General features: G+C 64.5%; 20 protein-coding genes. 13 read left to right on the top strand and 7 right to left on the bottom strand.

The genetic code is table 11. From position 1 onward, the window contains the following. The first annotated feature begins 12 nt into the window (after positions 1–12). Positions 13–684 carry a TetR/AcrR family transcriptional regulator gene (locus WCE05_RS00555; protein WP_368815283.1) on the top strand — a complete coding sequence of 224 codons (672 nt, stop codon included), beginning with the start codon at positions 13–15 and terminating at the stop codon, positions 682–684. A 9-nt stretch (positions 685–693) separates the two neighbouring features. Here WCE05_RS00555 and WCE05_RS00550 read toward each other — a convergent pair whose 3' ends face one another. Beyond that, positions 694–1,701, bottom strand: coding sequence for a GlxA family transcriptional regulator (locus WCE05_RS00550; RefSeq protein WP_368815282.1), 1,008 nt, complete (start codon positions 1,699–1,701; stop codon positions 694–696). A 195-nt stretch (positions 1,702–1,896) separates the two neighbouring features. On the opposite strand from WCE05_RS00550, the gene WCE05_RS00545 reads away from it, so the two are divergent. After that, positions 1,897–2,322, top strand: a complete 426-nt coding sequence (locus WCE05_RS00545) for a GTP pyrophosphokinase (RefSeq protein ID WP_225788382.1) — start codon at positions 1,897–1,899, stop codon at positions 2,320–2,322. A 3-nt stretch (positions 2,323–2,325) separates the two neighbouring features. On the opposite strand, the gene WCE05_RS00540 is transcribed toward WCE05_RS00545, so the two are convergent. The 3 genes from WCE05_RS00540 to WCE05_RS00530 all read right to left on the bottom strand — a co-directional run bounded on the left by WCE05_RS00540 (position 2,326) and on the right by WCE05_RS00530 (position 4,607). After that, positions 2,326–3,018 (bottom strand): endonuclease, encoded by a 693-nt coding sequence (locus WCE05_RS00540; protein ID WP_225788381.1) that lies wholly within the window; start codon positions 3,016–3,018, stop codon positions 2,326–2,328. A 6-nt stretch (positions 3,019–3,024) separates the two neighbouring features. Continuing rightward, positions 3,025–3,267, bottom strand: coding sequence for a DUF1654 domain-containing protein (locus tag WCE05_RS00535; protein WP_225788380.1), 243 nt, complete (start codon positions 3,265–3,267; stop codon positions 3,025–3,027). A gap of 251 nt (positions 3,268–3,518) precedes the next feature. After that, the gene (locus WCE05_RS00530) at positions 3,519–4,607 is read right to left on the bottom strand and encodes an asparaginase (protein ID WP_225788379.1); all 1,089 of its coding nucleotides are present in this window, start codon (positions 4,605–4,607) and stop codon (positions 3,519–3,521) included. 387 nt (positions 4,608–4,994) lie between these two features. On the opposite strand from WCE05_RS00530, the gene WCE05_RS00525 reads away from it, so the two are divergent. From WCE05_RS00525 to WCE05_RS00500, 6 genes are all read left to right on the top strand, one after another. After that, complete coding sequence (locus WCE05_RS00525) at positions 4,995–5,948, top strand: sugar ABC transporter substrate-binding protein (protein ID WP_225788378.1); 954 nt, start codon at positions 4,995–4,997, stop codon at positions 5,946–5,948. A gap of 21 nt (positions 5,949–5,969) precedes the next feature. Then, positions 5,970–7,523 carry a sugar ABC transporter ATP-binding protein gene (locus tag WCE05_RS00520; RefSeq protein ID WP_368815281.1) on the top strand — a complete coding sequence of 518 codons (1,554 nt, stop codon included), beginning with the start codon at positions 5,970–5,972 and terminating at the stop codon, positions 7,521–7,523. After that, complete coding sequence (locus WCE05_RS00515; RefSeq protein WP_225788376.1) at positions 7,520–8,515, top strand: ABC transporter permease; 996 nt, start codon at positions 7,520–7,522, stop codon at positions 8,513–8,515. The genes WCE05_RS00520 and WCE05_RS00515 overlap by 4 nt, the downstream gene beginning before the upstream one ends. Before the next feature lie 4 nt (positions 8,516–8,519). Next, entirely contained in the window at positions 8,520–9,542 is a 1,023-nt protein-coding gene (locus tag WCE05_RS00510; RefSeq protein ID WP_225788375.1) for a LacI family DNA-binding transcriptional regulator, read from the top strand. A 9-nt stretch (positions 9,543–9,551) separates the two neighbouring features. After that, positions 9,552–10,472, top strand: a complete 921-nt coding sequence (gene rbsK, locus WCE05_RS00505; protein WP_225788374.1) for a ribokinase — start codon at positions 9,552–9,554, stop codon at positions 10,470–10,472. Positions 10,473–10,536: 64 nt separating this feature from the next. Then, positions 10,537–11,517 carry a nucleoside hydrolase gene (locus WCE05_RS00500; RefSeq protein ID WP_225788373.1) on the top strand — a complete coding sequence of 327 codons (981 nt, stop codon included), beginning with the start codon at positions 10,537–10,539 and terminating at the stop codon, positions 11,515–11,517. Here WCE05_RS00500 and WCE05_RS00495 read toward each other — a convergent pair. Then, complete coding sequence (locus WCE05_RS00495) at positions 11,489–11,701, bottom strand: hypothetical protein (RefSeq protein ID WP_225788372.1); 213 nt, start codon at positions 11,699–11,701, stop codon at positions 11,489–11,491. The genes WCE05_RS00500 and WCE05_RS00495 overlap by 29 nt on opposite strands. 273 nt (positions 11,702–11,974) lie before the next feature. On the opposite strand from WCE05_RS00495, the gene WCE05_RS00490 reads away from it, so the two are divergent. Further along, the gene (locus tag WCE05_RS00490; protein ID WP_225788371.1) at positions 11,975–12,298 is read left to right on the top strand and encodes an I78 family peptidase inhibitor; all 324 of its coding nucleotides are present in this window, start codon (positions 11,975–11,977) and stop codon (positions 12,296–12,298) included. An 88-nt stretch (positions 12,299–12,386) separates the two neighbouring features. Here the strand turns inward: WCE05_RS00490 and WCE05_RS00485 are convergent, their stop codons facing one another. Both WCE05_RS00485 and WCE05_RS00480 read right to left on the bottom strand, forming a co-directional pair. After that, the gene (locus WCE05_RS00485) at positions 12,387–12,599 is read right to left on the bottom strand and encodes a cold-shock protein (protein WP_225788483.1); all 213 of its coding nucleotides are present in this window, start codon (positions 12,597–12,599) and stop codon (positions 12,387–12,389) included. 160 nt (positions 12,600–12,759) lie between these two features. Continuing rightward, positions 12,760–13,062 (bottom strand): hypothetical protein, encoded by a 303-nt coding sequence (locus WCE05_RS00480; protein WP_368815279.1) that lies wholly within the window; start codon positions 13,060–13,062, stop codon positions 12,760–12,762. Positions 13,063–13,392: 330 nt separating this feature from the next. Between WCE05_RS00480 and thrS the strand changes: the two genes are divergently transcribed. The 4 genes from thrS to rplT are packed head-to-tail and all read left to right on the top strand — an operon-like array spanning position 13,393 to position 16,506. Beyond that, on the top strand, positions 13,393–15,315 hold the full coding sequence (thrS, locus tag WCE05_RS00475; protein WP_368815277.1) for a threonine--tRNA ligase: 1,923 nt from the start codon (positions 13,393–13,395) through the stop codon (positions 15,313–15,315). Beyond that, complete coding sequence (gene infC / locus WCE05_RS00470; RefSeq protein ID WP_225788368.1) at positions 15,315–15,866, top strand: translation initiation factor IF-3; 552 nt, start codon at positions 15,315–15,317, stop codon at positions 15,864–15,866. Before thrS ends, infC begins: the two co-directional genes overlap by 1 nt. Positions 15,867–15,926: 60 nt before the next feature. Beyond that, complete coding sequence (gene rpmI / locus WCE05_RS00465) at positions 15,927–16,121, top strand: 50S ribosomal protein L35 (protein ID WP_003250667.1); 195 nt, start codon at positions 15,927–15,929, stop codon at positions 16,119–16,121. A gap of 28 nt (positions 16,122–16,149) precedes the next feature. Next, positions 16,150–16,506, top strand: coding sequence for a 50S ribosomal protein L20 (gene rplT / locus WCE05_RS00460; RefSeq protein WP_003250671.1), 357 nt, complete (start codon positions 16,150–16,152; stop codon positions 16,504–16,506). Positions 16,507–16,509: the final 3 nt, after the last annotated feature.

Below are 16,509 nucleotides of genomic sequence, written 5' to 3'. Positions count from 1 at the left end.
CTGTGAGTGGGTATGAGTGATTCCTTAGTCGGCCTCGGCCAGCCTGAAATCGAAGGGGGGCGCAAGACGCGCAAGAACAACCCCGAGAAAACGCGCGAGGACATCCTCCAGGCCGCCATCAACGAGTTCGTCCAGCAAGGCCTGGCCGGCGCCCGGGTCGACGCCATCGCCGAGCGCACCGCCACCTCCAAGCGCATGATCTACTACTACTTCGGCAGCAAGGAGCAGCTCTACGTCGAGTGCCTGGTCAAGCTCTACGGCGATATCCGCAAGACCGAGCACAGCCTTGACCTCGAATCGTTGCCGGCCGTGCAGGCGATCCAGCGCCTGGTGGAGTTCACCTTCGACCACCACGACCTCAATGTCGACTTCGTGCGCATCGTCTGTACCGAGAACATCCACTACGGCGAATACGTCAAGCAGTCGCCGGTGATCCGCGAGATGAGCAGCCTGGTCCTCGAGGCTCTGGGCCGGATCCTGAACCGGGGCGTGGAGGAGGGCGTGTTCCGCCCGGGCATCGAGGTCATCGACCTGCACATGCTGATGAGTTCGTTCTGTTTCTACCGGGTGTCCAACCGCCACACCTTCAGCGAGATCTTCCAGATCGACCTGTCCGATGACCAGGTCAAGCAGCGCCATAAGCAGATGATCTGCGAAGCGGTGCTGCGCTACATCCGCGCCTGACGCCGCGCCTCACTCGCCCAGCCGCTGCTCGCGCGACGGCGGGTAGCCGAAGTACGCCGCGTAGCACTTGCTGAAGTGCGATACCGAGACGAAGCCGCAGGCCACTGCCACTTCCATCACCGAGAGGTCGGAATACTGCAGCAGGCGGCGGCTCTTGGTGATGCGCAGCTCCATGTAGTAGCGCCGTGGCGAGGTGCCGAGCTGGGCCTGGAACAGGCGGTCGATCTGGCGCCGCGAGCGGCCGCTGTAGGCCGCCAGTTGGTCGAGGCTCAGGGTTTCCTCGAGGTTGTTTTCCATCAGCTCGACGATGGTGCGCAGGTGCAGGCTCATGGACTTCTTCGCCCCCGGCCCGACCTGGCGGTAGCGGGCGCCGGAGAACGAGAGGATCTCCTCCACGCCCTCGGCCAGGGCATCGCCGTACAGGCGGCGGACCAGGCCGAGCATCAGCTCCATGGCGCCGTTCGGGCTGGCGGCGGTGAGGCGGTCACGGTCGAGGGTGAAGCTGGCCGGGGTGATGCGCGTCTGTGGGCTGCGCTCGGCGAGGCTGGCGCGCTGCTCGGGGTGGATGCTGCAGCCATAATCGGCCAGTACCCCGGCCCGGCCGAGGAACCAGGCGCCGCTCCACAGCCCGCCCAGGGCCATGCCATGGGCGGCGCAATCGGCCAGCAGGCGATCCAGCTCGGGGTACTTGAGCGGCGTGCGCAGGCCACCGCAGATCACCAGCAGGTCGAGCGCCTTCAGGGTACCCGTCGCCAGTTCGCTGGCGATCAGCTCCAGGCCCAGGTCGCTCAGCACCCGATCGCCAGCCAGCGACAGCGGGGTGAAGCCGAAACTGTCGGCGCGCAGCAGGTTGGCGGTCACCAGCACGTCCATGGCCACGGTGAAGCTGGCCATGGAAAAGTGCTCGAGCAAAACGAAGCCCACCCGGTAGGGCGCCTGGGCGCTGCCGTGGGTGGACTTGAGCCGCAGCATGTTGCTGGTGCTGGTCTTCTGGCTGAACTGGCGTGGTGTGGGCACTCTGGACTCCGCTTCCTGGCTGGCGCCGATGAGTGTGCTTGCAGGACGAGGGAAAGACAATGCATGCAGGGGCGCTGGTCGTATTCGAGGTCGTGTGCAGACAACGAACCCCGCATGGCCGGGGCAGGCGCGCCTGTCATCCCGTCGTCGTCCCGGCTATGCTTGCAGGGGCAGATGCTGAACGGGGAGGGCCTCATGTCTACGCTGGAACGGGCTATCGCCGTGGCCGCCAGGGCCCATGAAGGGCAATGCGACAAGGGCGGGGCGGCCTATATCCTCCACCCGTTGCGGGTGATGATGCGGGTGGCCACGCCTGAGCAACGGATCGTGGCGGTACTGCACGATGTGCTGGAAGACACGCCGCTGACCCTGTCGGACCTGGCCCGCGAAGGCTTCACCCTGAAGATTCTCGCCGCACTGCTGGCGCTGAGCAGGCGCGAGGACGAAAGCTACGAGGCATTCGTCGTGCGCCTGGGCCATGACCCGTTGGCGCGCCAGGTCAAGCTGGCGGACTTGGCCGACAACAGCGACCTGTCACGCATTCCTTGCCCGGGCCCGGCGGACCTGGCCCGGCTCAGCCGCTACCAGCAGGCCAGCGCCTACCTGCAGGCATTGGCCTGAGCCTCAGCCGCAGGCCTTGAGGTTCACCGGCCCCACGAAGTCGTTGCCGTGGCCCATCACGCACGCCACTTGCTGGTTGCGTTGCAGCTCCCAGACCTGCGGCGGGTAGGTCTTGTTCCAGGCGTCGAACAGCTGGCGGTCCTGGCGGGACAGGCGCAGGTCGTACCGCTTGCTCATGTAGAAGTAGGTGCGGGCGATCATCCCTCGAATGGAAGGGCGCGGCATGACCTTCCGTGCCTTGAAGTCGACTTGGGTCAGGCAGCGGCCGTACTGGCCTTGCTGCGTGGGCAGCCAGCCGAAGCTGTAGTTGCTGCGGTCGCCGTTGACCTCGCCGATGCTCGGCACCAGGTTGTGCAGGTCGGCCTCTGCGCGCTTGAACACATCGTCGTGGCGTGCACAGTTCTTGCGCCCGCCCTGTTGCCAGCATTGGCGCTGATGGCCGATCTGCCAGGCCGGGACGATGTGTTCCCACTCGATGCGCGAGGCGCGTTGGGCGTTCTTGCGTGGGGTATAGCCACAGGAAGCCAGGTCGACCTTGTTGCCCTTGTACTTGCAGCCGCAATAGAACTCCGTGGATTGCGGGGCATACAACCGCCACGCCACCTTCTTGGCTTCCTGGAAGGTGCGCGGGGCATCGGCATGGGCGAGGGGAATGCTCAACAGCAGGCAGGCGGTGGCAAAAAGCGTAACTCTCATGCGCGGTCAGTCTTCCTTCGGCACGGTCCAGAAGATCTGCACGCCGCCGTCGTCGCGGTGGGCGAGGGTGACGTTGTCGTTCTCGGCGATCTCCTCGAGCAGGGTCTCCCAGTCATCGGGCGACTCGTGTTCCAGGCGGAAGATCAGGGCGGCGCGGCTGCGCTGGGCGATGGGGCTGTTGATGATCTTCTGGATGCGCAGACCCAGTTGCTCATAACTGCCAGGCGTTGCGGAGGAGGTGCTGGCCACGGGGCTTTTCCTTGTTTTGCTGTATGTGCATACAGTATTTGACTGTAGGCAATTTCGCAACAGCGTGTAAGGTGAAAAGCGTATATGACCGTGCTAGAGGGATTAGTTCGGGATTGGCTATGTGACGTGAGGGGCGACCTGTCCGGCGCCCCCGGTACTTTGGAGCGGCCTCGTGTCGCGAGAGGGGCGCAAAGCGCCCCCTGGATCCTGAGCATCACAAAACGGGTGCAGGCAGCACACCCGTCCAGCGATCAATACTCCCAGAAGATCCGCTGCAGCTCCTTGCTGTCCTGGGTCTTGGTCATCGCCACCATGGCCAGGATCCGTGCCTTCTGCGGATTCAGGTCATGGGCCACGACCCAGTCGTTCTTGTCGTCAGGCTGCTCGGCATTGCGCAGCACGAAGCCGCCGGCATTCACATGCGAGGAACGAATGATCTGCACGCCGTCCTTGCGCAGCGCCTGCAGCGCCGGCACTACCCGCGACGATACCGAGCCATTGCCGGTGCCAGCGTGGATGAGCGCCTTGGCGCCATTCTGCGCCAGCGCCTTGTAGGCGGTGTCGGTCACGTTGCCATAGCCGTAGGCGATGTCCACCGCTGGCAGGCTGCTGATCTGCTTGATGTCGAATTCCGAGTTGACGGTGTGGCGCTTGGCCGGCAGGCGGAACCAGTACGACTTGCCTTCCACCACCATGCCCAACGGGCCCCATGCGCTCTTGAACGCCTCGGTCTTGATGTTGATCGCCTTGCTCACGTCGCGGCCCGACTGGATCTCATCGTTCATGGTCACCAGCACGCCCTTGCCGCGGGACTCCTTGCTGCTGGCCACGGCGACGGCGTTGTACAGGTTGAGCATGCCGTCGGCGGACATGGCGGTGCCCGGGCGCATGGAACCGACCACCACGATCGGCTTGTCGGTCTTCTCCACCAGGTTGAGGAAGTAGGCGGTCTCTTCCAGGGTGTCGGTGCCGTGGGTGATGACGATGCCGTCGACGTCCTTGCTGTCGGCCAGTTCGGCGACGCGTTTGCCCAGCTTCAGCAAGTCTTCGTTGCTGATGCTTTCGGAGGCGATCTGCATCACCTGCTCGCCGCGCACGTTGGCCAGGTCGGCCAGCTCCGGCACACCGGCGATGAGCTTGTCGACGCCGAGCTTGGCGGCCTGGTAGGTGGCGCTGTTGGCGGCGCTGGCGCCTGCGCCGGCGATGGTGCCGCCGGTGGCGAGGATCACCACGTTGGCCAGTTTCTGCTGTTGCTCGGCTTCCTTGGCGGACGCGGCTGTCGGCAGGATCAGCAGCAGGGCGAGGGCGCCGGGAGCGAAGGTCTTCAGTGCAGCTTGCATGTTTTTGTTCTCTCTCTTCCTGATGAGGTGTTGGCTGTGTCGCACAGCTGCCCAGGCAGGTTTCGTACCAGGCGCCGGCGGTAAGGTGAACAGCGAGGGGCCGTCGCTACGTTCAGGGCGCGACGAGCCCGTGCCAACGGGAAATGCGCCATGCTTTGCAGACGCAGGCAGGTGGTTCGGTGGCCTGCTGTGGCGACCCTTTGTGTTCGGTGTTCCGAACAAGCGTAGGAAAAGATGTTCGGTTTTTCGGATAAATTCCGGATAATCCGGACACGTGTCACAGGGGAGGGTGGCGCGCGGGATTTGACAAAGCCAGGTCCTGTTTTCATAGTAGGGCAACGCAAACGTTTGCATCCGATAAAAACCACAAGATTCGGAGTCAATTCAATGAACTTGCCGTTCCCGGGGCGCCTGCTGGCCCTCGCCGTCTTCTCCACGTTGTCCCTGGCCTTGCCACTCTCCGCCGCCCACGCCGAAGACAAACCCAAGGTCGCCCTGGTGATGAAGTCCCTGGCCAACGAGTTCTTCCTGACCATGGAGGATGGCGCCAAGGCCTACCAGAAAGACCACGCCAACGACTTCGACCTGGTGGCCAACGGCATCAAGGACGAATCCGACACCAGCAACCAGATCCGCATCGTCGAGCAGATGATCGTCTCCGGCGTCAATGCCCTGGTCATCGCCCCGGCTGACTCCAAGGCCCTGGTGCCGGTGGTGAAGAAGGCCATGGACGCCGGTATCACCGTGGTCAACATCGACAACCGCCTCGACCCCGAGGTGCTGCAGAGCAAGGGCATCAGCGTCCCCTTCGTCGGCCCCGACAACCGCAAGGGCGCCCGCCTGGTCGGCGACTACCTGGCCAGCAAGCTCAAGGCTGGCGACCAGGTCGGCATCATCGAAGGCGTGCCGACCACCACCAATGCCCAGCAGCGTACCGCCGGCTTCAAGGACGCCATGGAGGCCGCGCAGATGCAGGTGGTCGCGGTGCAGTCGGGCAACTGGGAGATCGACAAGGGCAACGCCGTGGCCGCCGCCATGCTCAACGAATACCCCGAACTCAAGGCGCTGCTGGCCGGCAACGACAGCATGGCCCTGGGCGCCGTGTCGGCAGTGCGCGCCGCCGGCAGGACCGGCCAGGTGCGGGTGGTCGGCTACGACAACATCCGCGCCATCAAGCCCATGCTCAAGGACGGCCGCGTGCTCGCCACCCTCGAGCAGCACGGCGCCGACCAGGCGGTGTTCGGCATCCAGGCGGCGCTGAAGATGCTCAAGGGCGAGAAGCCCGATGTGGATGCCGACAACGTCATCCAGACCCCGGTCGAGCTGGTCACCCAGCCTTGAGGCATGGCAGGAGGGATGCGCATGTCTGCCTCGGCCAATGAAGTCGTGCTCGGCGTGGACGGCCTGGGCAAGACCTACGCCCAGCCGGTGCTGGGCGATGTCACGCTGCAACTGCGCGCGGGCGAGGTGCTGGCCCTGACCGGCGAGAATGGCGCCGGCAAGAGCACGTTGTCGAAGCTCATCGGCGGCCTCGAGCCGCCCAGCGCCGGGCAGATGACCTACCTGGGCCAGCCCTACGCACCCGGCAGCCGCCGCGCGGCCGAACGCCTCGGCGTGCGTATGGTCATGCAGGAGCTCAACCTGCTGGCGACCCTGACCGTTGCCGAGAACCTGTTTCTCCACAAGCTGCCCAGCCGTGCCGGCTGGATCAGCCGCAAGCGCTTGCGCCAGCAGGCCAGTGCGGCCATGGCCCAGGTCGGGCTGGACGCCATCGACCCGGAGACCCCGGTCGGCGCGTTGGGTATCGGCCACCAACAGATGGTGGAGATCGCCCGCAACCTGATCGGCGACTGCCGCGTGCTGATCCTCGACGAACCCACGGCCATGCTCACCGCCCGCGAGGTGGAGCTGCTGTTCACCCAGATCGAGCGCCTGCGCCAGCGCGGGGTGGCCATCGTCTACATCTCCCATCGCCTGGAGGAACTGCAGCAGGTGGCCCAGCGCGTCGCGGTGCTGCGCGACGGCAAGCTGGTGTGCCTCGAGCCGATCCAGCGCTACAGCAGCGCCGAGCTGGTCAACCTGATGGTCGGGCGCGAACTGGGCGAGCACATCGACCTCGGTCGCCGCCAGATCGGCCCACCTTTGCTCAGGGTCGACAGGCTCAGCCGTGGCGACAAGGTGCGCGAGGTGTCGTTCGAGGTGCGGGCAGGGGAGATCTTCGGGGTCTCAGGGCTGATCGGCGCTGGCCGGACCGAGCTGCTGCGCCTGATCTACGGCGCCGACCGCGCCGACAGCGGCAGCATCGCCCTCGGCCAGCCGCTCCGGCCGTTGGCCATCGATTCGCCCAAGGCCGCCGTGGCGGCCGGCATCGCCCTGGTCACCGAGGATCGCAAGGGCGAAGGCCTGCTGCTGTCCCAGTCGGTCAGCGCCAACCTCGCCCTGGGCAACCTGGGCGCAGTGTCCCGTGGCGGTATCCTCGATGCCGGCGCCGAGCGCGCCCTGGCCGATCGGCAGATCGCCGCCATGCGCATCCGCAGCGCAGGCCCGGCCCAGGCCGTGGGCGAGCTGTCCGGGGGCAACCAGCAGAAGGTGGTGATCGGCCGCTGGCTGGAGCGCGACTGCCAGGTGCTGCTGTTCGACGAGCCGACCCGAGGCATCGATGTCGGCGCCAAGTTCGACATCTATGGCCTGCTGGCCGGGCTGGCGCGCCAGGGCAAGGCGCTGGTGGTGGTGTCCAGCGATTTGCGCGAGCTGATGCTGATCTGCGACCGCATTGCCGTGCTCAGCGCCGGTCGCCTCATCGATACCTTCGCGCGTGACGACTGGAGCCAGGACCAGCTCCTCGCCGCCGCCTTCGCCGGCTACCAGAAACGTGATGCGCTGCTGCACGATGCAGCGCCCAGGATGGACGCATGAAGACCACACCTCTCGAGACCTCGGTCAGCGCATCGGTGCGCCGCGCCGGCAGCTACTTCGGGCTGGGCACCTACCTGGGCCTGGCCGGGGCTTTGCTGGCGATGATCGTGCTGTTCGCGTTCCTGAGCAGCCATTTCCTGTCGTACGCCACCTTCAGCACCCTGGCCAATCAGATTCCCGACCTGATGGTGCTGGCGGTGGGCATGACCTTTGTGCTGATCATCGGCGGCATCGACCTGTCGGTGGGCTCGGTGCTGGCGCTGGCCGCCTCGACGGTCAGCCTGGCGATCCTCGGCTGGGGGTGGAACGTGTTGCCCGCGGCGCTGCTGGGCATGGCCGTGGCGGCCCTGGCCGGCAGCATCACCGGTGGCATCACCGTAGCCTGGCGCATCCCCTCGTTCATTGTCTCCCTCGGCGTGCTGGAGATGGCCCGGGGCCTGGCCTACCAGTTCACCGACTCGCGCACCGCCTACATCGGCGATGCCTTCGCCTGGTTCTCCAACCCCATCGCCTTTGGCATTTCGCCGGCCTTCATCATCGCCTTGCTGGTGATCGTCCTGGCCCAGCTGGTGCTGACCCGTACCGTGTTCGGTCGCTACCTGATCGGCATCGGCACCAACGAGGAGGCCGTGCGCCTGGCTGGCATCGATCCGCGCCCCTACAAGGTCCTGGTGTTCGCCCTGATGGGGCTGCTCGCCGGGCTGGCCGCGCTGTTCCAGATCTCCCGCCTGGAAGCGGCCGACCCCAATGCCGGCGCGGGCCTGGAGCTGCAGGTGATCGCCGCCGTGGTGATCGGTGGCACCAGCCTGATGGGTGGGCGCGGCTCGGTCATCAGTACCTTCTTCGGCGTGCTGATCATCTCGGTGCTGGCCGCCGGGCTTGCGCAGATCGGCGCCTCGGAACCGACCAAACGCATCATCACCGGGGCGGTCATCGTCATCGCTGTGGTGCTCGACACCTACCGTACCCGGCGCGCAGGCCGGCGGAACTGAAACCATGGCAACCATCAAAGACGTCGCGGCACTGGCCGGTATTTCCTACACCACCGTGTCCCATGTACTGAACAAGACCCGCCCGGTCAGCGAGCAGGTGCGCCTGAAGGTCGAGGCGGCCATCGCCGAACTCGACTACGTGCCCAGCGCCGTGGCCCGTTCGCTCAAGGCGCGCAGCACCGCGACCATCGGCTTGCTGGTGCCCAACAGCGTCAACCCGTATTTCGCCGAGCTGGCCCGTGGCATCGAGGACGGCTGCGAGCGCAATGGCTATTGCGTGATCCTCTGCAACTCCGATGACAACCCGCAGAAGCAGCGCAGCTACCTGCGCGTGCTCCTGGAAAAGCGCATCGACGGCCTGATCGTCGCCTCGGCGGGCCAGGCCCCCGACCTGCTGGAGAGCCTGGCCAGCGTGCGTACGCCGATGGTCATCGTCGACCGCGCCCTGGAAGGCGTCGATGCCGACCTGGTGCGCATCGACCATGAGCAGGGCGGCTACCTGGCCACGCGCCACCTGCTGGAGCTGGGCCACCGCGACATCGCCTGCATCGGCGGCCCGGTCGATACCGGCGCCAGCCAACTGCGCCTGGCCGGCTTTCGTCGTGCCATGGCCGAGGCGGGGCTGGCGGTGGCCGAGGGCCGCGAGCTGCATTGCGACTTCACCAGCCCGGGCGGCCATGCCGCCGCGGCCCGCTTGCTGGATGGCGCGCGGCCCACGGCGATCTTCGCGGGCAACGACATGATCGGTTTCGGCGTGCTGCGCGCCGCCGCCGAGCGCAATATCAGCGTGCCAGGCGAGCTGTCGGTGATCGGCTTCGACGACATCGAGCTCAGCCGCTATGTCTACCCGCCGCTGACCACCGTCGGTCAGTCGATCCGCGAACTGGGCGAGAGCGCTGCGCAATTGCTGCTGGCACGCATCGCCACACCCCGGCACGGTGCGGCGCAGCAGCGGATCGTCGCGCCTCGTATCGTGCTGCGTGAATCCACCGGGCGGCGCCCGGACCTGTTCAATGACTATCGCTGAGGAGCGCCCATGCATGCCAAGGTAGTGGTGGTCGGCAGCCTCAACATGGACCTGGTGGCGCGTACCCAGCGCCTGCCTCGGGCCGGCGAGACCCTGGCCGGCGACAGCTTTTTCACCGTACCCGGCGGCAAAGGCGCCAACCAGGCGGTGGCGGCGGCGCGCCTGGGCGCCAGCGTGGCGATGGTCGGCAACGTCGGCGACGACGCCTATGGCCAGCAGTTGCGCCAGGCCCTGGAGCGCGAGGGCATCGATTGCCAGGCGGTCGGCGTGTGCGCCGGCGTTTCCAGCGGTGTGGCGCTGATCATGGTGGATGCCGCGAGCCAGAACTCCATCGTCATCATCCCCGGCGGCAACGGTTTGCTGACGCCTGCGACGGTGCAGCGCTTCGACCGGTTGCTACAGCAGGCCGAGGTGATCATCTGCCAGTTGGAGGTGCCAGCCGCCACGGTGGCCTGGACGCTTGCCCGCGGGCGCGAACTGGGCAAGACGGTGATCCTCAACCCCGCGCCGGCCAGCGGCCCCTTGCCGGCGGACTGGTTCGCCCACATCGACTACCTCACCCCCAACGAAAGCGAAGCCGAGGCCCTGGCCGGCGTGCCCGTCACCGACATCGACAGCGCCCGGCGTGCCGGCGAGCGGCTGCTGCAGCTGGGAGCGCGCAAGGTGATCGTGACGCTGGGGCCCCTGGGGGCGATGTTCGTCGATGGGGCAGGCAGCCGGCACTACCCGGCGACGGTGGTCAAGGCGCTGGATACCACGGCGGCCGGCGACACCTTCATCGGTGGCTTTGCCGCGGGCTTGGTGCGGGGGATGGAGGAGGGCGAAGCGATCGCCTTCGGTCAGCGCGCCGCCGCGCTGTCGGTGACCCGCGCCGGTGCCCAGCCTTCGATCCCCTACCTGGCGGAAGTGGCGCCATGCGGAAGACAATAGCGTCCTGTCCCGGACCCTTGCCGCGCTCGGGCATGGCGAGGGGGTCTGCTAACTAACTGGAGTCATGCTCATGTCCACCTCGACCCTCTCGGCTCCCCAGTCTGCCCCGTGCGACCTGATCATCGATACCGACCCCGGCGCCGACGACCTGGTGGCGTTGCTGCTGGCCATGGCCTGCCCGGCAGAGCTGAACATCCGCGCGATCACCACCGTGGCCGGCAACGTGAGCCTCGGCAAGACCTCGCGCAACGCCTGCCTGGCTCGGGAGTGGGCTGGCCGCGAAGACATCCCGGTCTACGCCGGGGCAGGGCGCCCGCTGGTGCGCAAGCCGGTGCATGCCGCCGAGGTGCATGGCGAAGAGGGGCTGGAGGGTGTGGCTGTCCATGCGCCCAGGCAAGGCCTGGCTTCGGGCAGCGCCGTGCAGTACCTGGTCGACACCCTGGCTGACGCCGAGCCGCACAGCATCACCCTCGCCATGCTCGGCCCGCAGACCAACCTGGCCCTGGCGCTGGTCCAGCAGCCGGGCATTGCCAGGGGCATCAAGGAAGTGGTGGTCATGGGCGGCGCCCACTTCAATGGCGGCAATATCACCCCGGTGGCCGAGTTCAACCTGTATGCCGACCCTCACGCCGCCGAAGTGGTGCTGGCCAGCGGCGTCAGGCTCGCCTACGTGCCTCTGGACCTGACCCACAAGATCATCACCAGCGACGAGCGCTTCAGGCAGTTGGCCGCGATCGGCAACCAGGCCAGCAAGCGTGTGGTGGGTATCCTCGATGCCTACGTCAAGCACGACATGGACTTGTACGGCATGCCCGGCGGCCCGGTGCACGACGCCTGCGTCATCGCCTACCTGCTCGCGCCCGGTTTGTTCAGCGGTCGGCGGGCCCACATGACGGTCGACAGCCGTGAAGGCCCGACCTTCGGTCAGACCATCGTCGACTGGTATGGCGTGCTCAAGCGTCCGGCCAATGTGCTGTGGCTGAACGACGGCGATGCCCAGGGCTTCTTCGACCTGCTCAGTGCGCGTCTGGCCCGATTGCAATAGCCGCCTGCGACGTGTAGCGCTCGAGCACCTGCTCGATGAAGCTGCGTGCCGCCTCGCTGCCGCGTTCGCGTACCAGCAGGTCGACGGCGATCAGCAGCAGTTCCTCCGGCGTGCCAGGGCTGTAGGCGCTCTGGCCCTCGGCCCATTTGACCTTGATGTCGGCATCGATGCTGTGGCTACTCATGGGAGGCTCTCGTACTGGCCCGGGCTGTGGGTCGAACACCTGACCCTGGCGTTCGAAAGGAGGCGTGATGCGCTCCGCTTCTTGCAGTAAATCATGCCTTTGCGCGGATGGCACGGCGACGTGAGCATAAGCGGTGTGGCGTGCGGTGCAAAATCCGGTCACGATTACCCTTCGTCATGAGCGGCAGGTTCAGGCAGACTTGTCCGGTTTTGCAACAAACTGTGAGTGACGCTGTCGCATCAGGCAGTGTCCCGTGATCGATTAGGAGGATTCATGTTCCGTACCCGTGCTTACCTGGCGACCTTGCTGGCGGCTGCAGTCCTGGCAGGTTGCAGCACTGGCGGTTCTTCGGGCGCTGGCGGCAGCGCCCCGGCCCCTTCGGCCGGCAACGATGGTCGCTGCGAGGCCAGCGGCGCCGATTTCGCCATCGGCAAGCAGGGCACCGCGGAGTTGCTCGAGCAGGCGCGCAAGGCCAGTGGCTCGCAGTTGGCGCGGATCCTCAAGCCCCATGACGTGATCACCCTGGAGTATCGCTCCGAGCGCTTGAACCTGAATGTCGACGACCGCGGTGTGGTCACGCGCGTCAACTGCGGCTGAGTGTCGGTTGGGGTAGGGCGGCAAGCAGCCCCAATGCCACCCACAAAAAACCCGCCATGAAGGCGGGTTCTTTGTATCGGTCGCCGAATTACTCCGGACGAACCTGCGCAGCCTGCATGCCCTTCTGACCGCGCTCGGCAACGAAGGAAACGGACTGGCCTTCTTTCAGGCTCTTGAAGCCGTCGGTTTCGATGGCCTTGAAGTGTACGAACAGGTCGTCGCCGCCGCCTTGTGGGGTGATGAAGCCGTAGCCTTTTTCATCATTGAACCATTTGACGGTGCCGGTTTGGCGATTGGACATGGGGTGAATCTCCAGAAACATGGTTTTTTTTCGAGGTGCAATGTTGCCGAGGCTACGGAGCACCGGCACATCATAGTCTAATTCTGCGTATCTAGCGCCTGTTACCTTCGCCGGATACTGATCCAGGGCAAACAAAATGTGAATCGCCCGGTAAAAACCGTCAGCTTTTCGGCGCGCAGGCCTGTCGCACGACCGTCTGTGCCCGCTGCATCAGCTTGGCGTCAACGCCGTCCTTGCTGTCCAGTTCCTCGATCTCGGCTTTGGTGAAGTTCTTTTCGATGGCGTCGGCGCCACATTTGCAATGCTTGTCCGCCGTCTTGGCGTCGACGCCCTGTCCGGTGGCCACCTGGACGCATTGGTCCATGTAGGCGCCTTTCTTGCCGGCAGGCCACTCCGCATGCGCCGCCAGGGGCAGCAGCAGGGCACCAGCGGCGGTCAGGGCCAGAAGAGACTGAAGTCGCATAACCAGACACTCCTTGGGTTGGGTCTCATCAAGAGTAGGATGCTTCAGAGACTCTGATGGGAAATTTTCCGTACAAGTTCACCCGAACGGCTCAATTTCCAAATATTTCTGCCTGGCGTACAGCCCGCGTGCTAGGATGCCCGGCTTGCAGCTCATCACTAACAGCTCGCAGCTTATTTTCCAGTCACTCTGGTTCGTCCCTGGCAGGCCGAAAAGGTCTCTGCCACTGTGAGGCAGGCTTTCCCGCGGGAAAGGCAGGGCGGATCTTGTACTGGCTCATCCCAACCCATGTGACCTTTGGTAGGGGTCACCACTAGGAGAGGAGGCGCCATGCCCGTAATTACTCTTCCCGATGGCAGTCAACGTACGTTCGACAAGGCCGTCACCGTTGCCGAAGTCGCCGCATCCATCGGCGCGGGCCTCGCCAAGGCCACTCTGGCCGGCAAGGTCAACGGCAAACTGGTCGACGCCTGCGACCTGATCGAGAATGACGCCACCCTGCAGATCATCACGCCCAAGGATGAAGAGGGACTGGAGATCATCCGCCACTCGTGCGCCCACCTGATCGGTCACGCGGTGAAGCAACTGTACCCGACCGCCAGGATGGTGATCGGCCCGGTGATCGACGAAGGCTTCTACTACGACATCGCCTACGAGCGTCCTTTCACCCCCGACGACCTGGCCGCCATCGAGCAGCGCATGCAGCAGCTGATCGACAAGGACTACGACGTCATCAAGAAGATGACCCCGCGCGGCGAAGTCATCGACGTGTTCAAGAGCCGTGGCGAGGACTACAAGCTGCGCCTGGTCGAGGACATGCCCGACGAGCAGGCCATGGGCCTGTACTACCACGAAGAATACGTCGACATGTGCCGTGGCCCGCATGTGCCGAATACCCGCTTCTTGAAGGCCTTCAAGCTGACCAAGCTGTCCGGCGCCTACTGGCGTGGCGACGCCAAGAACGAGCAGCTGCAGCGCGTGTACGGCACCGCCTGGGCCGACAAGAAGCAACTGGCGGCGTACATCCAGCGCATCGAAGAGGCCGAGAAGCGCGACCATCGCAAGATCGGCAAGCGCCTGGGCCTGTTCCACCTGCAGGAAGAAGCGCCGGGCATGGTGTTCTGGCACCCGGCCGGCTGGACGGTCTACCAGGTCCTCGAGCAGTACATGCGCAAGGTCCAGCGTGACAACGGCTACCTGGAAATCAAGACGCCGCAGGTGGTCGATCGCTCCCTGTGGGAAAAGTCCGGGCACTGGGCGAACTATGCCGAAAACATGTTCACCACCGAGTCGGAAAACCGCGACTACGCCATCAAGCCGATGAACTGCCCCTGCCACGTGCAGGTGTTCAACCAGGGCCTGAAGAGCTACCGCGAACTGCCGCTGCGCCTGGCCGAGTTCGGTGCCTGCCACCGCAACGAGCCGTCCGGCGCGCTGCACGGCATCATGCGTGTGCGCGGCTTCACCCAGGACGATGCGCACATCTTCTGCACCGAAGAGCAGATGCAGTCCGAGTCGGCCGCGTTCATCAAGCTGACCCTGGACGTCTACCGTGACTTCGGCTTCCAGGACATCCAGCTCAAGCTGTCCACCCGTCCGGAAAAGCGCGTCGGCTCCGACGAGCTGTGGGACCGCGCCGAAGGCGCGCTGGCCGCGGCCCTGGACGCCGCCGGCCTGCCGTACGACCTGCAGCCGGGCGAGGGCGCCTTCTATGGCCCGAAGATCGAGTTCTCGCTCAAGGACTGCCTGGGCCGCGTGTGGCAATGCGGAACCCTGCAGCTGGACTTCAACCTGCCGATCCGCCTTGGCGCCGAGTACGTCTCCGAAGACAACGGCCGCAAGCACCCGGTGATGCTGCACCGTGCCATCCTCGGTTCGTTCGAGCGTTTCGTCGGGATCCTGATCGAGCACTACGAAGGGGCGTTCCCGGCCTGGCTGGCGCCGACCCAGGCGGTGATCATGAACATCACCGACAAGCAGGCCGATTTCGCCCTCGAGGTGGAAAAATCCCTGAACGGTAGCGGTTTCCGTGCCAAGTCCGACTTGAGAAATGAGAAGATCGGCTTTAAAATCCGCGAGCATACTTTGCTCAAGGTCCCGTACCTTTTGGTTATAGGGGATCGCGAAGTCGAAACGCAGACCGTCGCCGTACGCACCCGTGAAGGCCAGGACCTCGGCTCCATGCCGGTATCCCAATTCACCCAACTGCTCGCTGACGCAGTTGCCCAGCGCGGTCGCCTAGAATCGGAGTAATGACTATTAAGCGTGAAATGAGAAACGATAAACGAACTGCACCGAAGGCCCCGATCAACGAGAATATCTCGGCACGCGAGGTTCGGTTAATTGGAGCCAACGGCGATCAGGTTGGCATCGTCTCGATTGATGAAGCGCTGCGTATCGCTGAAGAAGCGAGACTGGATCTGGTGGAGATCTCTGCCGACGCGCAACCGCCTGTCTGCAAGGTCATGGACTACGGCAAGCACCTCTTCGAGAAGAAGAAGCAGGCCAACGAAGCCAAGAAGAACCAGAAGCAGATCCAGATCAAGGAAATCAAGTTTCGTCCAGGGACGGAAGAAGGGGATTACCAGGTAAAACTACGCAACCTGGTACGTTTCCTTAGCGATGGGGACAAGGCCAAGATCTCTCTGAGATTCCGCGGCCGTGAGATGGCCCACCAGGAGCTGGGGATGGAACTGCTGAAGCGGGTCGAAGCCGACCTCGCCGAATACGGTACCGTCGAACAGCATCCGAAGATGGAAGGACGCCAGCTTATGATGGTCATCGCCCCCAAAAAGAAGAAATAACCTCCTGGGCACGGCAGGCCTAATGGTTATGTGTAATTTATCGAATGCGGAGTTCCAAACATGCCAAAGATGAAAACCAAGAGCGGTGCTGCGAAGCGTTTCCTGAAAACCGCTTCCGGCTTCAAGCACAAGCACGCTTTCAAGAGCCACATCCTGACCAAAATGTCGACCAAGCGTAAGCGTCAACTGCGCGGTGCCAGCCTGCTGCACCCGTCCGACGTGGCAAAAGTCGAGCGCATGCTGCGCGTACGTTAATTCTGGTCAACGATAGAGGAAGTTACTCATGGCTCGTGTAAAGCGCGGCGTCATCGCTCGTAAGCGTCACAAGAAAATTCTGAAACTGGCTAAAGGCTACTACGGTGCGCGTTCGCGCGTATTCCGCGTCGCCAAGCAGGCGGTCATCAAGGCTGGTCAATATGCCTACCGTGACCGTCGCCAGAAGAAGCGTCAGTTCCGCGCCCTGTGGATCGCTCGTATCAACGCCGGTGCCCGCACCAACGGCCTGTCCTACAGCCGTCTGATCGCTGGCCTGAAAAAAGCGTCGATCGAAATCGACCGCAAGGTTCTGGCCGACCTGGCAGTGAACGAAAAAGCGGCGTTTGCTGCGATTGTCGAGAAAGCTAAAGCCGTCCTGGCTTAAGTA

Source organism: Pseudomonas sp. I2 (assembly GCF_040984075.1).
GTDB lineage: Bacteria > Pseudomonadota > Gammaproteobacteria > Pseudomonadales > Pseudomonadaceae > Aquipseudomonas > Aquipseudomonas guariconensis_B.
The sequence above is the reverse complement of the archived record's forward strand: the minus strand, read 5'-3'. Positions and strand labels throughout refer to the sequence as shown.